The following is a 21,443-nucleotide window of genomic DNA, read 5'->3' on the forward strand; positions in this document are numbered from 1 at the left end:
AGCTCGTCCGCCTGCCGGAACGCGGCATCAGTGGGTGCGCGGCCACGGCCGGGCGCTGGCCCAGTTCAGCCGGATCGGGTCCGTCAGTTCGTTCGTCAGGCGTCATGGATTATCGAACCGGAGAACTGCATGGTGATCGAGGTGGCGTTCGTCAGGTCGATTGTCGAGGGGTTGATCGTGATGTTCCATCCGGCGAACGGGGTCGGTTCGAAGTAGGCGTAGCTCACTTCGTGGTCGAGGGCTCCGTCGACTTCGACGTAGCCGTAGGTGCCGTCGTCGAAGGTCCAGTCCGGTGGTCCGTTCTGCTTTGGGGATACCCGGTATTCGAAGTCGAGGTCCAGCGGTTTGGAGGTGAACTGGTAGATCCTTCCCCGGTAGCGGTCGAGATAGTTGCCCTGGGTGCTGATCTGTAGGTTGACCGAGGTGCCGTTGCGAAGTATGGCGTTTTCCACCCACACACGGACCCGGGTGAGCCGGACCCTGCCGAAACCAGCGAACTGGTCGGTGTCCAGTGATACCTCGAATCGGGCGGTTCCTGATTTCTTGAATTGCGCGAGAACGTCGGGGGCGTTTGTGTTGTCGATGGTGTATCGCTTGTCGGTGAGGATCTGCGGTGGCGGGGAGAAGTGTTCCAGGGCCGTCGCGGAGTCCATGGTGATGCTGGTGAGGTTCGTCAGCCCGGCGTCGAGTTCGCCGACGTTGTCGAGAATGCGTGGGCGCACTACCGAGGGTGCGAGAGCCCAGTAGAAGTACGACGCACGGTAGCCCTGCAGGGCGGTGAACAGCGAGCTCTTGGTGTCGAGGTAGCGCAGGTACAGCTGTTGCATCAGAGCTGCGAGGGGCGCCTCGCCCCGGACCAGGGAGTCCACGTACTGCTGCAGTTGCTGCTGTTCCTGTTCGGCCAACTGTTTTTGCAGGCTGACCGCGGCGTACTGCTGGCCGGCCGCGACGGCGGCCGTTTGGGCGGCGGCCAATTCCTGCCCGTGGATGGCGACGGCATCGACGGCGAGTTCGAGCTCGCGGGCGTAGCGGATGCCTTTCTCGACCGGGTCGGCGAGCATGGCGTCGGTGTTTTGCTGGTAGATCCGCCACTGGTAGGTCGCGGTGAGATCCGCCCCGCCGGTGTCGAGGTTCATGTCCCGTAGCTTGGCGGCGTATTCCTCGGCGTCGCGGAAGTTTTCGACGGCGTCGACGATCTCCTTCGACAGGTCATAGACCTTCTTCAGCGCCTCCGCGATCTTTTTGAGCTGGTCCATGCAGTCTTTGAGCCCTTTGGCCAAGTTCGCGAGTTGGCTGCCGGCTTCGGCGGCGGCTTCGACCGCCTCCGCTCCCTCGATCGCGCTGCCCGCCGCGGCGGCGCCCGCGGCGGGGTCGCCCACGAACATGGCGCCGATCCCGACGCCGAAAGTGATGACCGCGGTACTGAGGTCGATGATCGCTTTGAGGATCTGTGCGCGCTTCCATTCGGGTACGCCGATTTCCTCGAAATCGATCTGGGTCTCCTGGGCGATGTCTTGGGCCGCCGTGAGCCGTTGCTGTGCCGCGGCGACCGCGGCGCTGGCGTTGTCGAAGTTGCTTTTCGCCTGGGCGAGTAGCTGAGTGGTGTACTGGGTCTCGTAGGTCTTGTTCGCCAGCAGTGTCTTGGCGAGCTGGATGAAGTTGTCGGTGACGACGGTCTGGGTGCTGAGGGCCTGGTAGTCGGCCTCGTACTGTTTGGCTTCGGCCACGAACGCCTGCGCGAGCTCGGTGTAGACCTGCCGACTCAGATACGGGACGAAGATCGTGCCATCGGATTCGGCGTTCATCTGCGCGGCCAGCAACGTCGCCAGTGACGAGCTGCGCAGGAGCACGCCCAGCAGTTCGACGTTGTAGCCCGACCAGTTCTTCAGCCAGGTCAGCTGGCGTAGCGCCAGGTCGGGGTGGGTGTCGTAGAGCAGCGAGGCGAACAGGAACTCGGTGCGCAGCGCCTGTTGGAAGTAGTCCGGGGCAGACAGGGCCGCGACTCCGTGGGCCCGGTCCAGCGGGCTTTGAACCGGACCACTGCCCTCGACATACTTGATCAGCACGCCCCCGGACGGCGGTGGTGCATCGATGACCGGTAGAGCGACGGTCTGCTGGGAGGCGACCACGGCCTGCCCCTGCACGCTGCCTGCCAGCTCGTCGCAGAAGAGCACGAATCGGGCACCGTGGTCGTTTTGGTAGTCGAGGGTCACGGTGAACGGCTCGTCGCTCTGTATCCGTCGGGCCTGGATCCACAGAACAGTTCGCTGGAGCTGCCACGAGATCCCGGCGGGCACGTTCACGACGTCGGCTACCAGCGTCACCAGCACCGGATCGAAACCCGAGTTGTGCAACGTGGCTTGTACCTCGCCCAGATCGAGATACATGGCCCGGAGTACCGCGGAGGTCGCATCGATCACGGTGGCCGAGGCGCAGGGCACGTTGCCCTGCGCCTCGATGTCACCGTAGAGCGTGCGCCAATCGTAGGACTGCGCCGCAACGACATTCATGGCGCGCTCCTACACACCCGCGAGGACGCAGTTCGGCGTGAGGAGGGTATCCAGCCGCCATGCCTCCACCGTCCACTGATCCAAACTGGTGCGCTGCTGTTCGGTGACGTAGGCATTCACCCGGAAGCTGTCGGCCTCACTGGCCACCGCCGCCCACTTCCGGATAGCCGCGTCGACGCCCAAGTCCATGATGATCGGCGGGACCTGCTCGATGTTCTTGTCGATCATCGTCCGGATCGTCTCGAGGTCGCTCGAGATGGCCCCCCAGACGCCCTCGATCTTCTGGATCACCGGGAGCACCGCGGTGAGGTCCTGCCCGATCGTCGTAGAGCTGTCCTTAGCGGATTCGACGGCATGCATCAGGTTCGCGTAGGCCGCGTACTTGGACTCCAGCGAATTGATCAGCGCCTTGGCCGCGTCGATCTTGTGGAGGGCCTCGATGGCGCGACTGCCGTACACGCCGGCCACGACCGATGCGGCGATGAAACCGGGCAGTCCCAACCACGCGTAGGTCGGCGTTGTCGCCGCCACCACGACATCGTGGTTGTACTCGTCGTTCGCGGCCTTCAGCACGGCCTTCGCGTCGGCGATCTGCTTGGTGATCTCGGCGACGTCCTTACTGGCTTCACCGTACTTGTCGGTGTAGTACGCGACGAGGCCGCCGTCACCGCCCTGGCCCACCATCGTCGTCTTGTCCGTCTCGGTGTCCTTGGCGAACTGATGGATTTGGGCGGTGACCGCGGTCGCTTTCTGCACCCGCGTGTCAGCGTCTTTCTTCAACACGTCCAGAATCGCCTTGAGCTTGTCCTTCGCCTGCTGGTCGTTCGGGTTGTCCGTCAGCTTTTGCGCAAGGTCCTTGATGGGCGGGTAATAGATGGGCGCTTTGTTCGAACCGTAGTCGTTGATGTCGCTGGCCAGGCTGATCGTGGCGGGATAAATCGACTCACGCCACGTCGTGACGTGCTTGTTGATCTCCTGGTAGGCGTCGATCAGCTTGGTGAAGTCCGACAGGTCGCTGGGCGCGCCCGAGCCCAAGTTGTTGCGGAACTGGGTCTGGGTTGTCGGCAGGACGAGGGCCTCTTGGACGTAAGCCTGGATTCTGATCCACTCGGCCCGGCTCAGCGTGAACGCCGGCCCGCCTTGCTCACCCGGTTCTGCCAGTTCCCGGGGCCCGATATTCAAGTCGGTCATCGGAAGATCTCCTTCAGGTGGATGCGGTGACTGTCACCGGAGCGCGCCGGTGAGAACGCGGTTCGGTGTGATGAGGGTCGCCAGCCGCCATCCCTCCACGGTCCACTGCTCGAAACCGTAGGACTGCTCGCTGACGTGAGCGTTTCTGAGAAAGTTGTCGGCCTCCTCGGCCACTGCGGCCCACTTGGCGATGGCCGCGTCCACACCCAGGTCCATGATGATCGGCGGGGCCTGCGCGATGTTGTTGTCGATCAAGTCGAGGATGTACCCGAGGTCGTCGAACAAGGCACCCCAGACGCCTTCGACCTTTTGGAGCACCGGCAGGACTGTTGTGATGTCCTGCGTGATCGTCGAGGAGCTCTGCTTCGCGGATCGAGCGGCGTTCATCAGATTCGCGTCGGCGGCCAATGTGGCTTCCAACTTGTTGATCTGTGCCTTCGCGGCATTCACACGCTTCAAGGCCTCCACAGCGCGAGCGCCGTATTCACCCGCCACGACTGCTCCGGCGATGAACCCCGGTAGGCCCAGCCACCCGTAGGCCGGCGTGGTCGAAGCCACCACGACATCGTGGTTGTATTCGTCGTTCGCTGCCTTCAGCACAGCCTTCTCGTCGGCGATCTGCTTTGTGACGTCGGCGACGGCCTGGCTTGCCTCGCCGTATTTCTTGTTGTAGTACGCGACCAGGCCGCCGTTGCCGTCCGTCCCCGCCAATGTCGTTTTGTCGGTTTCGATGTCATACGCGAACTGAAAGGTTGTTCCGGAGACCAAGCGCGCCCATTGCACCTGCTTGTCGGCCTCGCTTCTCACCGTCTTGACAATCGACTTCAGGTCGTTCTTCGCCTGCTGATCGTTCGGATTGTCCATCAGCCGTTGGGCCAGGTCCTTGATGGGCGGGTAGTAGACCGGGACCTTGTCGCGACCGTACTGGAGGATGTTGCCGGCCAGGCTGATCGCCTTGGGATAGATCGAGTCACGCCAATTCTTGCCATCGTCATTGATCAGCCGGTAGACATTGATCAGCTTGGTGAAGTCGGACAGGTCGCTGGGCGCACCCGGGCCCAAGGAGTTCCGGAACTCGGACTGCGTCGTCGGAAGGACCAGCGCGTCCTTGACGAAGACCTGGATCTTGATCCACTCGGCCCGGCTGAGCAGAAAACCGGGCCCGCCCTGCTCACCGGGCTCCCGCAATTCTCGGGGGCCGATATCCAAGCGAGTCATCGGCTACCTCCTCTACTTAGAAATGGAGCGGTCGGACAGGTGAAGCGCCGAGTTTGTCGGTCGGGATCTCCGCACCGCTGGGCCCGGTACGCAATATCTGCCGATTCGGCCCGTTCCGTGCACTGAAGGCGCTTGTTCGATTTGCTTATTCCGGAGGCGGCCGAACGATTTCTTCGAGACGGCTCGGGCACCCTTGAATTCTCTGGTTGCGGATAAGCCCAGTATGGGGCATGACTGCCTATATTCCGCATGAACAGTACTAACAAATCAGCTACCGTTCCGCGGTTCGGACTTGCCTCGATACCCAACTCGCGGTCTACTCTGCGGAAGTTTGCGAATAGTTCGTTACTTTCGCCGCCAAGATCGCCGATACACACCCTGTGCGGATGTCCGCATGCTTCCCGGAGCAGGTTTTCTGCCCCAATGCGTGTGGATGCAAGTGCAGATGCACTACCAACGGCAGCACATGGGCGGCTGACTATCAGCGACGTGCCGTACTCGGCGGGTCCGGCATTTGTTTCGAAGGCGAGACCGGTGGATCCACCACGTACGTGTTATCGGAGGGCAGGTGTATTCCGCGAGCCCGCACCGAGGCAGTGCGGCAGGATTGTCCGAGAACACAGAGAAAGCCCACCCGTCGAGGCCGCAATCCGCGCGCTGGACGGTGTCGCGGAGTTCGCCCGCCGTTCCAGGCCAGGCCGCCGCGGCCGTGAAGGCGATGGTGGACCAGGCCGTGCCGTTCGATGAGACCTTGCTCGGTGACCTGACTCTCCAACACCAATTGCTCGATCGCACAGGCTGAATCAAGGCCCGCGCGACCACCGTCCAGCTACCCGACGTGGTGGCCGCGGCGGAGCAGCGGGCGAACGACCGCGTAGTCCGAGGGGAGCCGAAACCGCCCTGCCGCTCAACCCAGGCCAGCTCGGCCCATGCAGCGACCCAGAGGTGGCTTCAGCCAAGGCTCGGCACATCGCTACCGGGCACACCCTATGAAGACCTGGTCGCGAGCGACTTCACATTTACCGGATGAATTCGCCAAAAGGATCGCACTGCGGTCTCTGCATATGTCCGCGAGACACCGGTAGGGGCGACCCGTTTGTCCGGGGCGCACCCCGAGATCACCCGAAGTGGGCGATCAGAAACTCACTGCGGAGCTCCTACGCTGCTGACGACGGCTAGTGGATCAGCGTGGGTGATCGTCGGTAACGGTAAATCCACACAGAGAGAAGCAGACCATGACCAAGTTTCCCCGCGAGGGCCGGTACCAGATTGTCAACCCGCAACTCGACGGCGCCGCGATGGGGCTCACCGGCGCCGACACGGGTGGCCGCGGCGTGGCCGTCGGGCTGGTGGGTCCGGACCGCAACGACTACGGTCAACTCTGGCTCGTCGAGGTGGACGACGAGGCGACAGTCCATCTGACCAACGAACAAACGAACACGATGCTGCTCCTGGCCGGGACGGGACACACAGGTGATCCCGTAGTGTGCGGGGGCGGGGAAACACACGGCGCCATGCCATGGAGCTTCGACGGCGACGCCGAGGAGGAAGCGGCCGTCCTCGTGCCTGGTTTGAACACCGCTCTCGCCCTCACTCCAGCAGGACCCCACTACGGACTCACGGTCGTCGACAACACACGGGACGGTACCCAGCTGTGGCGCTTCGTCCCTTCGTGAGAAGGCGGACAGGGCTTGGCAGAGCGGAACGCTCCAGGTAGCCCGAATACCGGTCACGATCGATCCACGCCGTCGGCCGTCGGTACAAGGCACGCGCTATGTCGTCGGCCAGCGCCCCAGGCGCGCAGCCCGTGGACGATGCGCCGCCTCGGCATATGACCGCGGCGGAGTTTCGGGAACACGACCGCGCGGTGGTGGATCGGGGTGGCCGACTACTGGGAGCGGGTGGAGTCGCTGCCGGTGTTGTCGACGGTGCCGCCCGGTGCGGTGCGTGCGCAACTGCTCTCGTCGCCACCGGAATTGGGCGAGCCGTTTGCCGACCTGCTCGACGAAATGTATGACGCGGCGTATGCGGGCGTCGCGGCGATCTGTCCGGAGATGCGGTGGATCCATGCCGGCGTGGCCGAGTTCGCCGATTCGTACGCGACCCAACCCGCACAAGTGGCGTCGCCGATCGCGGCGCTGGCGGTGCTGCCGAAATACCTGCGCACCATGACGGTCGAGCGCGTCTACGCCCAGCCGGTCGAGCGAGACGGTACCACGGTGATCGCCGTCGCCGCGGTGTCCGGCGGTGGCGGCGGTGGGAGCAGCAGCGGCCAGGACGGTCCGGCGGGATCCGGCGTCGGATACGGTCTTGGCGCCAGACCGGTCGGGGTGTACGTGTTGCGCGACGGCCGAGTGAGCTGGCGTCCGGCGACCGACGTCAACCGGCTGATGACCGTGGTCGGCGTCGTTGCGGTTACGGCGTTGCTCGTGGGTGCGCGCATCGCTCGGATGAAGATGTAATTCCCTGGGAGGGTAGGCCCGCCCCGGTTGCGCACAGGCAATCGGGTGAGCCGGTTTCTTCCTCAACGCTCGATACTTCTCGGGACCATCGGCCCTGTCGGGCACGACGCTCGGTCTGCTGAGCTGAATGCGCGAAGATCGGGACGGGAGGACACGACACATGCGATGGACCGTTCCCCTGTTGTCCGCGGGCGCGGCAGCGCTGGGACTGCGGCACCGGTTGTTGCGCTGGGGCGCCACCCCGGCAGAGGCGGCGGCCGAGTACCCCGGTGACACGCTCGTACCCGCTCCGACGGCCTGCTCGACCATGGCCACGACCTTCGAGGCGCCTCGGGAGGAGGTCTGGAGCTGGCTCGTGCAAATGGGGGCCGACCGCGCCGGCTGGTACAGCTGGGATCGTCTGGACAACGGCGGCCGACCGAGTTCGATGCGGATCGAACCGGAGTGGCAGGAATTGCGCGAGGGGGACCGGGTCGACGCGACGGTCGGCGGGCGCGCCTACTTCACGGTGGCGATCGCGGATCGCCCGACGACGTTGGTGTTGCGCAGCGACCTGGCATTGCCCAGCGGCCGCCCCTTCGATCCACGCGGGCCACTCCCCCGGATGTTCACGCAGGGAGTGTGGGGTTTTCACCTGACCGAGTTGCCCGGCGGACGCACTCGACTGGTGGTGCGCACCCTCGGGCGTGATGCGCCTCGGCCGATCATGGCGGTGGCCGACTTCCTGTTCGGTCAGCCCGCCCACTTGATCATGCAGACTCGGCAGTTCGCCAACCTCCGCCGCCGCCTCCGTGTCCAAGAGCGCAGCGCCGATCCATCGAATTCCGAAGGGCGACAGTCATGAACACGATGCCACCTGGAAACGACCCGCACCTGCTGGCGTCCGCGCCGGTGGTCGTCGGTGTCGACGGTTCCGAAGGTGGCGAGCTGGCCATCCGCTGGGCCGCGCAGGTCGCGGCGCGGCGCGGCCGCACCCTGCACCTCGCCCACGGGCTGGACATCGCCGCACTGCGCTCGATGCCCGGCGGCCGTCTGGCGATGACGCCGTCGATCGTCGAAGCGGTACGCGAACAGGCGGCACAGATCATCTCCGACGCGCACCGGGTGGCTCGCGAAATGACACCCGACCTGGAGATCACCACCGAGATTTCCGAGGCGAGCCCGTCCGAGCTGCTGATCCACCTCTCCGGATCCGCTGGTCTGCTGGCACTCGGCGCGACCGGCACGGCGGGCGCCTTCGCTCACCTCGGCTCCACACTGCTCGCGGTCACCGAACATGGGCACGGCTCCATCGTCGTGGTCCGCGACGCCGGCACCGAATCGGGCCTCAGGAACGACGGTCCGGTAGTCGTCGGCATCGACGGCAGCCCGGTGAGCGAGGCCGCGATCGCCGCCGCGTTCGCCGAAGCCTCCGACCGCGGCGCCGAGCTGGTGGCCACCCATTCCTGGAGTGACTGGCACTTCGGCGAGTTCGCGGGTGAGAAGCTCGGAGCAGACATGGTGGGGCCTGCTCTGGAGACCGCTGAAGACGCCATTCTGGCCGAACGACTGGCCGGGTGGCAGGAGAAGTATCCCGATGTGCGCGTCACCCGCAAGGTGTATCTGAGCGGGGCCGTCGATCGCCTCCAGTACTGGTCGAACAGTGCCCAGTTGATCGTCGTCGGCAACCGCGGCCGCGGCGGTTTCACCGGCCTGCTGCTCGGCTCGACCAGCAATTTCCTGGTCCAGCACGCGTATTGCCCGGTACTGGTCGCACATCCTGGATAGAAGCGCCAGGCATGCGGTTCGTGTCGCGATGCCGCAGCTTCATGCTCACAGGCTGCACCTGGTCGGTTCCGGCCCGCCACGGATCAGAGCGTTCCCTCGACACCGCGCCGGCCACTCAGCGTGATCTCTCCGACCGCGTGCTCAGCACAGCTCATCGGCTCGCCGAATGGAAGTCGGAACACATGAGAAGAAAGCGTTTGCCGCGATCTGCGCATCGGCCCTCGCCGTTGCCTACGGCGCCCGCTGGTGCGTCAGGTCCTCGACCTGGGGTGCCGTCGACGACGAGATCGCGCGGACCATGCCCGGCGACGAGTTGCTCGCCGACACCGACATCGTCACGACGCGGGCGATCACGACCGGCACCGGCGCCGACGCCATCTGGCCGTGGCTGGTTCAGCTGGGACCAGGCCGAGGCGGCGCTTACACCTACGACTGGATCGAAACCTGCTCGGCCTCGACATGCACAGTGCAGACCAGATCCTGCCGCAGTTCCAGAACCTCGAGGTCGGCGGTGGCTTCGTGCTCGGGAAGTCGGGCCCGCGCATGCGCGCCGCGACCGTCGAACGCGAGCGCGCTCTGGTCTTCGCCTCCGACGACGGCCACTGGGTCTGGGCATTCGGACTGTATCCGGCAGGGAAATCCACCCGGCTGGTGAGCCGCAACCGCATCGGACTCACCGGTGCCTCGGACCTCACCCGCCGGTTCTACCGCTACTCAGGATGTCGGGATTTCCCCACCCGTTCGGATTTTTCGCGCGATGATCGTTGGTGCAACGGGTGCTGGTCACGTGTGCGTACACCAACGCTCGATGGTGATCATGCCCGGAGGGAGGGAAATGTTCATTCGGGGGATGATGATCGTGGGTGCGGTGACAGTCGCGATCTCGGCATGTGCCACGTCGATACCCGACCGGGAAGCGGTCACTGCGACGACAACCCAGCTGCCGTCCGGAACCGATACCCCGCCAGACGACAACGTGCCGGGAAGGCCGGGAAAGACCGATGCCGGCAATGCGGCGGGCGCCCCGTTTCGCATCCCGGCTTTCACCGAACTCCAGGGGGCACCGATCGTCGACGTCAAGGACTTGGCCGTGCGGCGCATAGCCGCGGCGTGCGGTGGCTGCGTGAGCGTTGCCATCGCGCAGGACAAGGCCGACACCGAGCGCAGCGTTTGCCAATACTCCGGATTTCGCGGCGCGAAGCAGGATTCGACCCCGACCGAACAGTCGGCGAACGGGTCGCTGATCCTCACGTCCGGCTCGACGCTGACCCTTCTCACCGGGACACTGCCCCCGCAGGAATCGCCTTGCCGCACAGAAGGCTTCGAACCGAAGACCGGTTCCACCACCGGGGCGGCTCCCCATACCGGAACCAACTCGACCACCCGAACACAAACGCCCACCGAGACGGTGACGAGCAAGCCACGTGCCACAACCACCAGATGAGCAGGCACCGACACCCGCGGCGGGGTCGGCGTTCGACGGATTCGGTCACGTCGCACGATCCATCGGGCAATTGGCCGCCCCGACAACGCTACTGACCGCCGTCCTGTTCTATTTCGGCTGGGCGCACGTCTACTGGTACTTCAACTACTTCGGTGTCGACTCGACCACGCTGAATCCGAGCATCCGCGAGTACTTGATGCGCACCGTCGACGCGCTGTTCGTGCCCTTGACGCTCGCCGGTCTCACCGGCATGGCGGTGCTGTGGGGATATATCGCGCTGCCGGATTCGGTGCGTGCGCGTCGACCGGGGCGGTGGGCCACCCTCGCCATCGCGCTGATCGCCGGAGCGGTCCTGGTCAATGGTGTCTCCCGCATCTATGTGGTGACTCCGCTCAACAAGGGATTGTGCGTGGCACCGGTGTCGATCATCGCTGGTGTGTTGACGTTCTGGCTGCTGGTCGTGCTTCGGCGCGAACGTCTGCGGGAAAGCAGGCCCAGCACGGTGCCGCCACCGGCGCAGGCGGCAGCGGTCGTGGAGTGGGTGATCCTGTTTCTCATGGTCGGCATCAACTTGTTCTGGATCGCCACCGATTACTCGGTCGCGGTCGGTCAGACCCGGGCGCGGGAATGGGCCGCGCAACTGCCCACCAGTCCCCAGGTCATCATCTACAGCGAAAAAGAGCTGCACTTTTCCGGCCCCGACGTCCGCACGACGACCTGCGCCACCGATCCTGGTACCGAATCCGCCTACCGGTTCCGTTACGACGGGTTGGCGCCACTGAGCCGCATCGGTGACCACTACGTCTTGGTCCCCCGCAGCTGGAGGGCCGGGCACGGCGCGGCCATAGTGCTGCCCGCGCAGAGTCCGGGCGCGATCCGGTTCGAGTTCCGGTTGGCGGGCGACACGGTACCCGTCACCTGCTGACGCGGCTCGGGACGATGAGCTACACGTTCATCGCAATTTCGCGCGCTGACCAGCTAGCGGCGAGGGTCGCGGATCGTACTACCGCACATTTGCGGTTCCCCGCTCGCTTGGTATCGCCTTAAGGCGCCGAGCTACCGCGCTCGCCGAAGTCGGAGCCGGGGTGAGGCTTCATCGATCACCATCGCTCGGCGCTTGTGCGCTGCCATACCCGCAGGAATCACATCATGACAGCGACCGACCCCAGCCGGATGCCACTCGAGCACGTCCGCATGGCTTTGGACTGGATCTTCTGCGGCACAGCAGATTCGCTCCGACGCCAAGGACATCGATCTGAACGCCGCCGCATTGCTGTTCATGGTCTTTCGGCCCCACTGGAGGTGACCATCAGCCACGCCGAGGGCCGCCGCACCGGTCGTACGCTTCGTACGGTGCCCATCGGGTACGTCACCAAGGGTAGAGGGAGAGTTTCATGGGCCGGCAGCAATTCGACGATCCGCATCATGCCGCCGCCGCCAAGGTCGTCGTCGGCGTGGACGGATCGGATGGTTCGTGGACAGCCTTGCGGTGGGCGGCGGGATTCGCCGCTGAGCGCGGGCGCGAACTCGAGATCGTGCACGGGCTGGACCTGGTCGGCACCAGCTGGGTGCTCGGCGGCTACGAAGTCCTGATGCCGTCGGTGGTCGACGCGGTCCGCGAGCAGGGAAAGGAAATGCTCGCCCGCGCAGAGAAAGTGGCGCTTTCGGTGGCGCCGGGCTTGCGGGTGTCAATCCGTACCTCCACCGACACCGGCAAGCAGCTGCTGATCGACCACAGCCGCGAGGCCTTCGCGGTGGTGCTCGGGGCAACCGGCAACACCGGGACCATGGCGCATCTGGGATCGACGCTGCTGGCGGTCACCGCGCACGCCGAGGGTGCGGTGATCGTCGTGCGCCCCGATTCCGGCACCCGGGGTGAGGGCCACCGCACCGGCCCGGTGGTCCTCGGCGTGGACGGCAGCCCGGTCGGCGAATCCGCTATCACGGCTGCTTTCGCGGAGGCTGCCGCGCGTGATGCGGAGTTGGTCGCTGTACACGTCTGGAGCGACTGGGATGCCAGCCGCTTCGCCGGCCAGCCGGGCCGGCTCGACGCCGTACGCGAGGACGTCGAGCGTGCGGTCCTCGCCGAGCGACTGGCGGGCTGGCAGGAGAAGTACCCCAGCGTGCGCGTGACCCGCGAGGTGGAGATGGCCGCCCCCGGTGCGCATCTGCTGTCGCGGTCGGAAGATGCGCAGTTGCTCGTCGTGGGCAGCCGCGGACGCGGCGGTTTCGCTGGCATGCTCCTCGGCTCCACAGCCAACGACCTCGTGCAACACGCCTCCTGCCCCGTCATGGTCGTCCACCCCGCGCCAGGAAGCGACTGACGAGAGACCGGAGCGACCGGACCGAGGCTGCCGGCGCTTTGCTCATGTTGCCAGGAAGGTTCTGATGGCTTCCTCGCTGGAGAGGTGGTTGGCGCTGACGGTGACGTCGATCGTCGGGTAGTTTCTGCGCACCGCGTCGGCGATGGCGGAGAGGCGCTCGGCGACTACCGCGGGGTCGCGTAGAGACTCTTGCCGGAGGCCGTCGAATCCGGGAAAGCCGTCGGCCACCAGGGTTACATCGGGATTGTCGATGATGTCGTCGTAGGTCTGGAATTCCACGCTGACGATCTTGGATGTGTCCACGCGGCCCGGGGTGGTGAAGACGCGGTCGCTGACACCTTCGAGGTAGTTGGCCGCCGAATGGCCCTCCTCCAGCATCGGATCGACCCTGATGCGGTTGGCGTCGACACCCAATACCATGCCTGCGGGGTGGAACCGCATCGTTCCGTCGCGGACATCGGTCCAGCTCGTGATCGTGCCGTACACGCCGGCGATGTCGCTGCCGTCGGTCAGGTACACCACGTCTCCGGCGGTGCTGTGTGACGCGGTGCGGATATAGCCTTCCTCGGGTGCGGATTCCCTTCCGCGAAATGCCCTGGGAAACACTTGATCGACCTGCCACAGGCGTGCACCGTTATAGAAACGATCCGGCATCGTGGACCCGGATCCCACCAGCGGACGCGGGAACGATGGGTCGCCGGGATCGAAAGCGTGGCGAAAACCTCTGTCGGCGTCGGAAAGTATCTGCGCCGCGTCCCTGGCTTCGCGAGCGATGGGCCTGACGCCGTGTTCGGCATCAGCCCTCGCTATCCTTCTGATCTCGTTGCTCAAGTGTTGGGCGAAGCGTGCATATGCCCGCGCAATCAATTCGGATCTGATCACCAGAACAGCGCCCGCGACAGTCGCCTACTCGTGTGAGCAGCGATGATCCAGTCCCTGGGAGGACGCAACCGGTCCGACCGGGGATCGGGGAATTCGTCGTCGTCCGGAGATACTCGCGGAGAACTGCCTCGGCCACTCTGCTCGACCGACCCGGCGAGATCCTCATCCTCGGCCCACGTCACGGCGCTCTCCGTGCTCCGGGAACGACGAACGCGCCGAAGCCCTGGATGGGCCAGCGCACGACCTCGACCGCGAGCAGTGCATGAACAGTTCCCACAAATCGCCTGAAATCGGTTCGTCGTCAGGATCCGAAGTGTTCTCAGGCGAAGATTTCGCACTTCGCGCCCCGCCGCAATGCCGGTATTCACCAGCCGTGGCAAGTCCACCGGCCACCGAAGACGTTCGGAGCGAACGTCTTACCCAAAGACTTCTTCGTGCCGCCAGCGATCGGGGCGGCTGAAGCAGGGGCCGACCCGGTCCGCCTCGAGCACTCGTAGCTCCTTCAGGTCGATGTTGTAACTGCGATGAAGCGCGACGATTTCGCGCGAACCGTATTCATCGACGGCGAGGTACAAGGTGCGCACTCGTCGTCGGTACGTCTCGATGTAGGAGATCAGGTCGAGCCGTGTGTGCTGCGGTGCACCATTGCTGTCCGCCCGGAGTCGGACGGGCTGGCCGATCGGACGGATCGTCACCGTGTTGAGGTCGACGCCTGCCGGCTGGTCGAGCGCGAAGCCGATCGCTTCGGCCACCGAATCCGGGCTCATCGCGATGGGGGGAGCCTGGCCGTGCCAGAACGCGGTGTCGATCATGCCTGGGTTCACAGCTGCGGATCACCGCCGTCGATGACGCCGGCACCGCCGGTCCGGAAGTGATCCGCGGACGCGCCGCCTGCGTTCGCGATTGCCGCGTCGAGCGGCCCGAAGCGCTCCACCGTGCTGGTGACCGCCGCGCCTCAGTCGCGATGAACGCGACCATCTGTACCGGTTGGCGAACCGACCGATCCCGCACCAGGGCGGGACGGCGTCACACGTGCACCCCGCGATGCTCGACCTGCTGACACGAATCGACGGGACCCCGGCGATGGTGAGCACCGACCTGCACACCGTTCTGGTCCAGAACCCGCTCGCCATCGCGATGCTCGGCGACCTGTCCGCGCGCCACGGCCGCGCGGCGAGCTTCATCTACCGATAGTTCACCGACCCGGCTTCGCGGCAGATCTACCCGCAGGAGGACCTCGCCCCGCAGTCACGCTCGTTCGTTGCCGACCCGCGCGCGGCAGTCGGGCGACGCAGTCCAGGCGACGCCGAGGCGACCGAACTGGTGGACGAGCTGCTGCAGCAGTCGCCGGAGTTCCAGGCGCTCTGGGCCGACCAGGACGTGGAGGTGCGCAGAGACGAGCGCAAGCGGATCCTCCACCCCACCGTCGGCATGCTCGACCTCAACTGCCTCAGCCTCTTCAGCGAGGACGGCCGCCAGCGGTTGCTGTGGTTCACCCCACGCGCCGGGACCGACACCGCCGAGAAGCTCTCGCTGCTGACCGTCGTGGGCACACAGGCGATGCACACCGAACCAGTCCGATGAACCGATCGAGCCCGGGTTGCAGTCGCGGGACTGGCTGGATATGGCCGATCGCTGTGCCGCGGTGCACCGGGTGCTGCACGCCGAGCTGAACCGTCCAGGCGGCGGGGACCCCGCGCTGCCTGTCACGGGCCCAGGAACAACCGTTCACACGGCAGACGCGGCGGCCGGTGCTCGATGCTCGGGTTGCGGACCACTTCGATCGTGCACCAGCGCGATTTCGCCCAATCGTGCAGGAGATTGCCCACTGCCGCGGCCGAGACCACGTAGTCGAAAGCGATGCCGCTCACCCACAGCCGCAGATACACATCACCACCAGGGGCCAACGGGCCGCTCTCGTGGGACTTGCGGCTCCTTTGCGACGGCGCCGCGCGCCCGGCATCCGCCGACGGCGCCGAGGTGGCCTTCCCGCACGCGGAGTGTGGGTGCCGCCCCGACGGCTCGGCCTGTATGCCGGATGGGGTCTGCCGACCAGTAGTGGGCGGAAAAGAAACTGGGCCCATAAGGGCGATAGGTCGCGTCGCTGTCAGTGCCATGAGGTCTCACAGTCCGGGGGGTACTGGTCGTGCCATCAGCGGGAATCGAAATCTAGACTACATCGCAACAAAGATGGTTGCAATGTTGCAGAGAGATCGGGTCGCCGATTTGGAGGACCCCTTCCCAGCCCGGGACGGTGGCTGGACGCGGGTGAGGATGAGCGCAGCCTCGTCGAACGGGAACAGCCGGTAGAACAGGCGTGAGGATGCCTTGATCACCGGCAGCGCCTCCGCCTTGGTGATCAGTAGCGGGTTCATGATCTCCACCGTGCGGCCGTATCGGCGGAGCCGACCGCCACCGGCCGCCTGGATGTCCTGCGGCCAGTTCGACCGCAGGCCGTACCCCGCCGGGCCTAGTTTGCGAATTCGCGGTGGAGTTCGGGAAGGAACGTGGCGAGATGGTTCATTTCCTGTCCGCAGTGCAGGAGAAGCTCGCGGGCCATATCCAGCCCGAGCATCAGATCGGCGGGATCGACAGCGGCTCCGCGCGCTACTGCCCGCGCGGCCTGACCCGCATCGGGAACTCGCGGGCCGTACAGATTCAGATAGAACCGACTGCGCATCTCGCATCCGCCGGCCACGGGGCGGACCTGATGCGTCAACCACCCCACATCCAGCGGAGCCACGCTGCTGCCCACCCGGCCGGAAATGATCGTGTGACCGTCGGGTACTTCCAGGCCGAGCAACGCCGGGTCGTGAAAGCTGATGGCTAATTGCTGCAGCTTGACGCCGATGTACTCATCGACATAGACCGTGTTGCCAATGTATTTGTCGCGGTCACCGAGCCCCGCCTCGGTTCGCGATTGGGCGGCACCGACATACAGGTGCGCTTCGGGATGCCAAAGCTTATACCGAGCCGACTCGGCGATATGCCAACCGAACCACCAGTCCCACATCGCCGCACTGACTCTCGGCATAGCCGTCCGCACCGCCACCCACATCACACCCGATCGCGTATGCCCGTATCCGGTCTCGACCGGGGAGTATCCGCTCGGGCTCAAATCGCTGGGCAGACAGTCGAACTCCGGGATCAGCTGCGGGTCGGTCGGAGGCCCCGCATAGGCCATGGCGACCTCCGCGGGCGCGGGCAGCGTGCGCGCGGTGAAGAACCGCGCAAAGGGCAGGAGCCGATCCTCGACGGAATACCCCCGATAACGCGCCTCTCCCGTAGGGGTGGCGTGCCCGGCGCCCGTCGACTCTTCGATCATCAATATCGCCCCCACATTCGTGATCATCGACAGCATCGCGCGCCGCGACATCCACCAGCTTCTCAACATGTGTTGAGATTAGAAGAGGTGCGTCGGCATGGCTGGCCGTCGACCCAGCTCTGTGACACAACACAGGGCCCTGAGTTCGCGCACTGGTCGGCACCCCACATGACTTCGGCCGCCAGCGCCGGTCGCTGGTTGCGCCCCTGGCTTCCAGCTTTTTCGACAACCAGCGGCGATGGCGGCGCCGGACCCGCGCTTTACGATGCCGTCATGAGCGAGCCCCCCCGTCCGGACGTGGCCCGGCGCCGCCGCAGCATCGCCTCGGCGGCGATCGATGTGCTCGTAAACCACGGCGTGCGCGGTCTCACCCACCGGGCAGTCGACGCTGCGGCCGGGATGAGCCCCGGCGCGGTCAACTATCACGCGCCCACCCGCGGCAAGCTCGTCGCCATGGCTGTGGAGGAGCTGTTCTCCCGCGACTACGAGCTCGTGGTCGCTCATTTCACCGATGTGTCGGCCCACGACCTGTCCTCGATTCCCCAACTGGCCGAGCTCATGGCTTCCTTCATCGAGGCTATGACCACCGGACCGGCACGTCGGCGGGCTCTGGCAAGACACCTGCTACTGGGCGAGGCCCAGTTCCACCCCCAGCTGCGGGACCTGTTCGATCAGCAACGTCGCGCCTTCGTGCAGTTCACCCAACGGCTACTCGAAACGCTCGAGGTCCCCGAACCCGCTCTGACCGCCGAGACGGTTACCGTCGTCGTCGACGGACTGATCCAACGCCAAGTCATGATCGGCGCGGCCCCCTTACCGCCGGCCGAGCTCCGCCAAGTCCTCACCCGACTGCTGTTGCCCTGGAACCAATGATTCGGCACCGAATCAACGTGCCGAATCACGTCTGTCTCCCAACGGCTTCGATCGATGAGCCCTGCGCGGCGGGCTGATCGAACGTCATGGTCGCCGCGGCGACGCTGGGCGCGCGATGTTTTCCCCGATGATCCAGTTTTGCGGTTCTCCATCAGCGCATCCGCCTCGGCCGCGCCGGAGCGCAACGGCCATCAGGGGAACGATCCGCCAACAACGCGGCCCGGACACCGCCACGTCACACCGTTACCGTTCGGGAATCGACTACGGCGGATTGCCCGGCGATCGGCGGGTAAGAGTTCCCTTAGCAGCCGGGTGGCGTAGCCCGATCGAGAGGACCTGGACTTGAGCGATCTTTCTCGTCGTGACCTGCTCAGGGGGTCGGCGGCCGCCGGCGTGGGAGCGGTCGCCGTTTCGGGCCTCACCGCCGCAGACACTCCGCATATCGCGTACGCGAGTCCGGAATGCCCGCCCGCGACGCTGACCGGTCACATCGTTCGTCCCGGTGACGCGTCCTACACGGACGCACGCCTCGGCTGGGACCAGCTCTTTTCGCACTACCCGCTGGTCATCGTCTTCGCGCAGGAGACTCAGGACGTGGTGAACGCCCTGACGTGGGCGCGGCAGCACGACGTCGCGTTGCGGGTGCGCAGCGGCCGCCACGCCCTCGAGGGCTGGTCGAACGTCGACAACGGCATCGTGATCGACGTCAGCCGGCTCAAGTCGGTCCGGATCGATCCCGGCGCTCGTATCGCGACGGTCGGCGCCGGGCTGAACCAGTTGGAGGCGGTGACGACGCTCGCCGAGCAGAACCTTGCGATCACGACCGGGAGTGAGGGCAGCGTGAGCGTGTGCGGGGCGACGCTCGGCGGTGGCCTCGGGCCCCTCAACCGCTGGCTCGGCATGGCCTGCGACAGCCTGATGGCGGCTGAGGTCGTCGTCGCGTCGGGTCGAGACTGCGCCGAGGTGATCAACGTGGATTCGCAGCAGCACTCGGACCTGCTCTGGGCGCTGCGCGGCGCGGGAAACGGCAACTTCGGGATCGTCACACAACTCACCTACCAGGGGTATTCACTCACGCGGCTGGCCAATGTGCAGGCGACCTGGAATGGACTCGATGACCTGGACGGGGTCTTCGAGGCATGGCAGCGGACGGCGCCGTCCGCCGACAGCCGTCTGGGATCCGAGCTCGAGATCCACAAGTCCCAGATCCTGCTGTCCGCGTGGCTTGTGGAGGGGGAGGCGGCTCAGGCCGGAGAGATGCTCGCTCCGATCCTGTCGGTCGGCACGCCCGACGTCACGGTGCAGGTCGGTAATTGGGGCGATATTTTCGCGCGAGCGCAGATTCCGCTCGCGCAAGAGCCCGCGAACTGGAAATTCTTCTCGCAGTTCGTCAAAGAGCCGTTGCCGAAGATGGCGATCGAGATCATCGGCTCCTTCATGCGCAACGCTCCCACAGAGGACAGCAACTACTTCGTCGACGCTTTCGGCGGCGCGATCAAGAGCGAGCCGCGCGGCGGAAGCGCGTTCGTCCATCGCGACGCGCTTTTCTACGGTGAGATCGGCGCAGCTTGGGGGACTCGTTCGACCCAACCAGGCGTCAGCGACCCGCTGACCCCGCAGGCCCAGGCCTGGATCGCCGAGTTCAGCCAGGCGCTGCGGCCCTACGTGGAAGGCGCCTACGTGAACGTGCCGAACGTCGGAATGCAGGAATGGGAAACCGCCTATTGGGGGAGCCGGCACTTCGAACATCTGCGAAAAATCAAGGCGAAGTACGACCCCGACAACGTCTTCCAGTACGAGCAGAGTATCCCGCCCGCCTCACGCTGATCGGCAGTCTGCCGGGAGCCGGCGTCATGCCTGCGACGAGACCGGCCTCCGCGCGCACCGCGACATCGATATCGTCGCCGAACGGGCCGGCGTCCTGCCGGAACCGGCTTCGGTCGGTCCGGTCGGAATGTGCCGCTCTCCTGCCGAAACCCTGTCGGAATCGAAGCTTGACACCCCTGTAAGGCTGAGCTAGCTTCAGGTGTCCCAGATCACAGGAGCAGATCGGGTCGTCGGAATCGCGCGACGTGCGGTGCGGCGTCGAATTGGCAGCTCGACGGGGCGGTTCGGCATGCGCGCCGGAACCGCGACCGGCCTGGAAAGGCATTCACTATGAGTATCAAAACTGGTCGAATCGCCGCTGCGGCATTGGCTGCGGCATGCGCGTTCTCCGTCGTTTCGTGTGGTGACGACAGCAAGTCCGCCACCGGAGAATCGTCCATTCCGCCGGGGGTCGTGGCGAACGGCGAACCGATCAAGGTGGGCCTGTTCAACCCGTCGAAGGGACCGGCGACCCAGCCGGGTGTGACCACGGGCAAGAACGCCGCGATCGAATACATCAACAAGCAGATCGGCGGCATCGACGGCCGCCCGATCGAAGTCGTCGACTGCGGAATCGACAACACCTCACCGGAATCGACCATCTCCTGCGCCAACCAGTTCGTGCAGGCCGGGGTGGTCGCGACCATCGACGGCTACAACGCCGAATCCGCGGCCGCTATGCCGATCCTGAGCTCGGCGGGAATCCCGCTGATCGGCCAGATTCCCTTCAACACTGCCACCGGAGCGGTCACCGAGAACCGGGTGTTCTTCGGCCCGCCCCCGGCGGCCTTCCTGGTCGGCTTCCTGCAGTCGCTCAAGCAGGCCGGCAAGAATTCGCTGACTCTGGTCAATTCCGATCTGCCCCAAGCGCATCAGGTGTTCGACCAGCTCCTCGCCCCGCTGGGAAAGCAGCTCGGCATCGACGTCAAGAGCGCCTACTACCCGCCCGCCTCCCCCAACTTCACCGCGCTGGCCTCCACTATCGCCGACGGCAATCCCGCCGCAGGGGGCCTGATGACCTCACCCAACGACAACACCTGCAACAAGCTCGCCCAGGCGCTGAAGTCGGTGAAGTACACGGGCACGATCTTCCTCGCCGCCTGCACCGATTTCGTCGACGTGCTGGGTCCGCAGGCTGTCGGCTCGCAGGCCTATTCGCCGGTCTGGCTGCCGCCCGCCGTCGACGCCGCTCCCGAGCCCGCGAAATCCAATCTGAAGATCGCCGAACGGTTCATCGAGAACGCCGGCGGGACGACGGGCTTCTACGCCTACGGCACCTTCGCCACCTTGGTCGATTTCGCCCAGGCACTCACCGCGAAGCAGCCGGCCGAACTCACCGGACCCGCGATCACGGCCGCGCTCAAGGGACTCACCGACTACCAGAGTTTTCTCGGTCCCAAGCTGAACTGCGGTAAGCCGACCAGCCCGAACTGCACCACGGACATGCTGCTGTTCGAGGTCACCGCGGACAAGAAGCAGGCGCCGGTGACCGGTGGCTTCCTCACGCCGAGCCCCGAAGTTCTGAAGCTGATCCCGGGTGCGGCGTAGCCGACCGAAGTGACCGGGGGCGGGCCGTTCGAA

At 65.5% G+C, this 21,443-nt stretch carries 20 protein-coding genes and 1 pseudogene; 11 read left to right on the forward strand and 10 right to left on the reverse strand.

All coding sequences use genetic code 11. From position 1 onward, the window contains the following. Nucleotides 1-95: 95 nt before the first annotated feature. From ACH49X_RS20350 to ACH49X_RS20360, 3 genes are read right to left on the reverse strand one after another with little or no spacing between them, the layout of a single operon-like run. On the reverse strand, nt 96-2,510 hold the full coding sequence (locus ACH49X_RS20350) for a hypothetical protein (protein WP_357205978.1): 2,415 nt from the start codon (nt 2,508-2,510) through the stop codon (nt 96-98). Between the two features lie 9 nt (nt 2,511-2,519). Beyond that, nucleotides 2,520-3,701 (reverse strand): alpha-xenorhabdolysin family binary toxin subunit A, encoded by a 1,182-nt coding sequence (locus ACH49X_RS20355; RefSeq protein WP_195081360.1) that lies wholly within the window; start codon nt 3,699-3,701, stop codon nt 2,520-2,522. A 33-nt stretch (nt 3,702-3,734) separates the two neighbouring features. Beyond that, nucleotides 3,735-4,919: an alpha-xenorhabdolysin family binary toxin subunit A gene (locus tag ACH49X_RS20360; RefSeq protein WP_357105267.1), complete on the reverse strand. Its 1,185-nt coding sequence runs from the start codon at nt 4,917-4,919 to the stop codon at nt 3,735-3,737. A 1,235-nt stretch (nt 4,920-6,154) separates the two neighbouring features. On the opposite strand from ACH49X_RS20360, the gene ACH49X_RS20365 reads away from it, so the two are divergent. From ACH49X_RS20365 to ACH49X_RS20380, 4 genes are all read left to right on the forward strand, one after another. Further along, entirely contained in the window at nt 6,155-6,595 is a 441-nt protein-coding gene (locus ACH49X_RS20365; protein ID WP_357105264.1) for a hypothetical protein, read from the forward strand. A 204-nt stretch (nt 6,596-6,799) separates the two neighbouring features. Continuing rightward, nucleotides 6,800-7,381 (forward strand): spore germination protein GerW family protein, encoded by a 582-nt coding sequence (locus ACH49X_RS20370; protein ID WP_357205981.1) that lies wholly within the window; start codon nt 6,800-6,802, stop codon nt 7,379-7,381. 160 nt (nt 7,382-7,541) lie between these two features. Beyond that, nucleotides 7,542-8,225 (forward strand): hypothetical protein, encoded by a 684-nt coding sequence (locus ACH49X_RS20375; RefSeq protein WP_195081357.1) that lies wholly within the window; start codon nt 7,542-7,544, stop codon nt 8,223-8,225. Further along, nucleotides 8,222-9,148 carry a universal stress protein gene (locus ACH49X_RS20380; protein ID WP_195081356.1) on the forward strand — a complete coding sequence of 309 codons (927 nt, stop codon included), beginning with the start codon at nt 8,222-8,224 and terminating at the stop codon, nt 9,146-9,148. Before ACH49X_RS20375 ends, ACH49X_RS20380 begins: the two co-directional genes overlap by 4 nt. A gap of 231 nt (nt 9,149-9,379) precedes the next feature. On the opposite strand, the gene ACH49X_RS20385 is transcribed toward ACH49X_RS20380, so the two are convergent. Together ACH49X_RS20385 and ACH49X_RS20390 are read right to left on the reverse strand one after the other, a co-directional pair. Next, entirely contained in the window at nt 9,380-9,526 is a 147-nt protein-coding gene (locus tag ACH49X_RS20385) for a hypothetical protein (protein ID WP_357105258.1), read from the reverse strand. A 48-nt stretch (nt 9,527-9,574) separates the two neighbouring features. Beyond that, nucleotides 9,575-9,751, reverse strand: a complete 177-nt coding sequence (locus tag ACH49X_RS20390; protein ID WP_195081355.1) for a hypothetical protein — start codon at nt 9,749-9,751, stop codon at nt 9,575-9,577. A 205-nt stretch (nt 9,752-9,956) separates the two neighbouring features. Between ACH49X_RS20390 and ACH49X_RS20395 the strand changes: the two genes are divergently transcribed. The 3 genes from ACH49X_RS20395 (at nt 9,957) to ACH49X_RS20405 (ending at nt 12,916) form a co-directional block, all read left to right on the forward strand. Then, nucleotides 9,957-10,592 (forward strand): hypothetical protein, encoded by a 636-nt coding sequence (locus ACH49X_RS20395; protein WP_195081354.1) that lies wholly within the window; start codon nt 9,957-9,959, stop codon nt 10,590-10,592. Continuing rightward, nucleotides 10,573-11,517 (forward strand): hypothetical protein, encoded by a 945-nt coding sequence (locus ACH49X_RS20400; RefSeq protein ID WP_195081353.1) that lies wholly within the window; start codon nt 10,573-10,575, stop codon nt 11,515-11,517. Before ACH49X_RS20395 ends, ACH49X_RS20400 begins: the two co-directional genes overlap by 20 nt. A 469-nt stretch (nt 11,518-11,986) precedes the next feature. Next, entirely contained in the window at nt 11,987-12,916 is a 930-nt protein-coding gene (locus tag ACH49X_RS20405) for a universal stress protein (protein WP_357205984.1), read from the forward strand. Between the two features lie 42 nt (nt 12,917-12,958). Here ACH49X_RS20405 and ACH49X_RS20410 read toward each other — a convergent pair whose 3' ends face one another. Both ACH49X_RS20410 and ACH49X_RS20415 read right to left on the reverse strand, forming a co-directional pair. Beyond that, nucleotides 12,959-13,747 carry a hypothetical protein gene (locus tag ACH49X_RS20410; RefSeq protein ID WP_195081351.1) on the reverse strand — a complete coding sequence of 263 codons (789 nt, stop codon included), beginning with the start codon at nt 13,745-13,747 and terminating at the stop codon, nt 12,959-12,961. Between the two features lie 467 nt (nt 13,748-14,214). Then, the gene (locus ACH49X_RS20415; RefSeq protein WP_357205987.1) at nt 14,215-14,610 is read right to left on the reverse strand and encodes a hypothetical protein; all 396 of its coding nucleotides are present in this window, start codon (nt 14,608-14,610) and stop codon (nt 14,215-14,217) included. A 232-nt stretch (nt 14,611-14,842) separates the two neighbouring features. Between ACH49X_RS20415 and ACH49X_RS20420 the strand changes: the two are divergent. Beyond that, nucleotides 14,843-15,382, forward strand: a pseudogene (locus tag ACH49X_RS20420) (hypothetical protein). A 122-nt stretch (nt 15,383-15,504) separates the two neighbouring features. Here ACH49X_RS20420 and ACH49X_RS20425 read toward each other — a convergent pair. From ACH49X_RS20425 to ACH49X_RS20435, 3 genes are all read right to left on the reverse strand, one after another. Continuing rightward, nucleotides 15,505-15,687 carry a hypothetical protein gene (locus ACH49X_RS20425; RefSeq protein ID WP_357205990.1) on the reverse strand — a complete coding sequence of 61 codons (183 nt, stop codon included), beginning with the start codon at nt 15,685-15,687 and terminating at the stop codon, nt 15,505-15,507. 285 nt (nt 15,688-15,972) lie between these two features. Further along, nucleotides 15,973-16,182, reverse strand: coding sequence for a hypothetical protein (locus ACH49X_RS20430; RefSeq protein ID WP_195081348.1), 210 nt, complete (start codon nt 16,180-16,182; stop codon nt 15,973-15,975). 86 nt (nt 16,183-16,268) lie between these two features. Next, nucleotides 16,269-17,192, reverse strand: coding sequence for a DAPG hydrolase family protein (locus ACH49X_RS20435; RefSeq protein ID WP_357205993.1), 924 nt, complete (start codon nt 17,190-17,192; stop codon nt 16,269-16,271). A gap of 204 nt (nt 17,193-17,396) precedes the next feature. On the opposite strand from ACH49X_RS20435, the gene ACH49X_RS20440 reads away from it, so the two are divergent. The 3 genes from ACH49X_RS20440 (at nt 17,397) to ACH49X_RS20450 (ending at nt 21,410) form a co-directional block, all read left to right on the forward strand. Next, the gene (locus ACH49X_RS20440; RefSeq protein WP_357205996.1) at nt 17,397-17,996 is read left to right on the forward strand and encodes a TetR family transcriptional regulator C-terminal domain-containing protein; all 600 of its coding nucleotides are present in this window, start codon (nt 17,397-17,399) and stop codon (nt 17,994-17,996) included. A 342-nt stretch (nt 17,997-18,338) separates the two neighbouring features. Then, nucleotides 18,339-19,823, forward strand: a complete 1,485-nt coding sequence (locus tag ACH49X_RS20445; RefSeq protein ID WP_357205999.1) for an FAD-binding oxidoreductase — start codon at nt 18,339-18,341, stop codon at nt 19,821-19,823. 330 nt (nt 19,824-20,153) lie between these two features. Continuing rightward, complete coding sequence (locus ACH49X_RS20450) at nt 20,154-21,410, forward strand: ABC transporter substrate-binding protein (protein ID WP_195081345.1); 1,257 nt, start codon at nt 20,154-20,156, stop codon at nt 21,408-21,410. The last annotated feature ends 33 nt before the right edge of the window (nt 21,411-21,443 follow it).

It is taken from the genome of Nocardia sp. NPDC019323, assembly GCF_044389845.1.
Lineage (GTDB): Bacteria > Actinomycetota > Actinomycetes > Mycobacteriales > Mycobacteriaceae > Nocardia > Nocardia implantans.

What these genes read in the sequence shown, in the direction of transcription:
- ACH49X_RS20435 (WP_357205993.1), bottom strand. Translation starts at nt 17,192, where the DNA reads ATGTTGAGAAGCTGGTGGATGTCGCGGCGCGCGATGCTGTCGATGATC.
- ACH49X_RS20355 (WP_195081360.1), bottom strand. Translation starts at nt 3,701, where the DNA reads ATGACCGACTTGAATATCGGGCCCCGGGAACTGGCAGAACCGGGTGAG.
- ACH49X_RS20365 (WP_357105264.1), top strand. Translation starts at nt 6,155, where the DNA reads ATGACCAAGTTTCCCCGCGAGGGCCGGTACCAGATTGTCAACCCGCAA.
- ACH49X_RS20380 (WP_195081356.1), top strand. Translation starts at nt 8,222, where the DNA reads ATGAACACGATGCCACCTGGAAACGACCCGCACCTGCTGGCGTCCGCG.
- ACH49X_RS20350 (WP_357205978.1), bottom strand. Translation starts at nt 2,510, where the DNA reads ATGAATGTCGTTGCGGCGCAGTCCTACGATTGGCGCACGCTCTACGGT.
- ACH49X_RS20405 (WP_357205984.1), top strand. Translation starts at nt 11,987, where the DNA reads ATGGGCCGGCAGCAATTCGACGATCCGCATCATGCCGCCGCCGCCAAG.
- ACH49X_RS20450 (WP_195081345.1), top strand. Translation starts at nt 20,154, where the DNA reads ATGAGTATCAAAACTGGTCGAATCGCCGCTGCGGCATTGGCTGCGGCA.
- ACH49X_RS20440 (WP_357205996.1), top strand. Translation starts at nt 17,397, where the DNA reads ATGAGCGAGCCCCCCCGTCCGGACGTGGCCCGGCGCCGCCGCAGCATC.
- ACH49X_RS20415 (WP_357205987.1), bottom strand. Translation starts at nt 14,610, where the DNA reads ATGATCGACACCGCGTTCTGGCACGGCCAGGCTCCCCCCATCGCGATG.
- ACH49X_RS20395 (WP_195081354.1), top strand. Translation starts at nt 9,957, where the DNA reads ATGGTGATCATGCCCGGAGGGAGGGAAATGTTCATTCGGGGGATGATG.
- ACH49X_RS20385 (WP_357105258.1), bottom strand. Translation starts at nt 9,526, where the DNA reads ATGGCGTCGGCGCCGGTGCCGGTCGTGATCGCCCGCGTCGTGACGATG.
- ACH49X_RS20375 (WP_195081357.1), top strand. Translation starts at nt 7,542, where the DNA reads ATGCGATGGACCGTTCCCCTGTTGTCCGCGGGCGCGGCAGCGCTGGGA.
- ACH49X_RS20360 (WP_357105267.1), bottom strand. Translation starts at nt 4,919, where the DNA reads ATGACTCGCTTGGATATCGGCCCCCGAGAATTGCGGGAGCCCGGTGAG.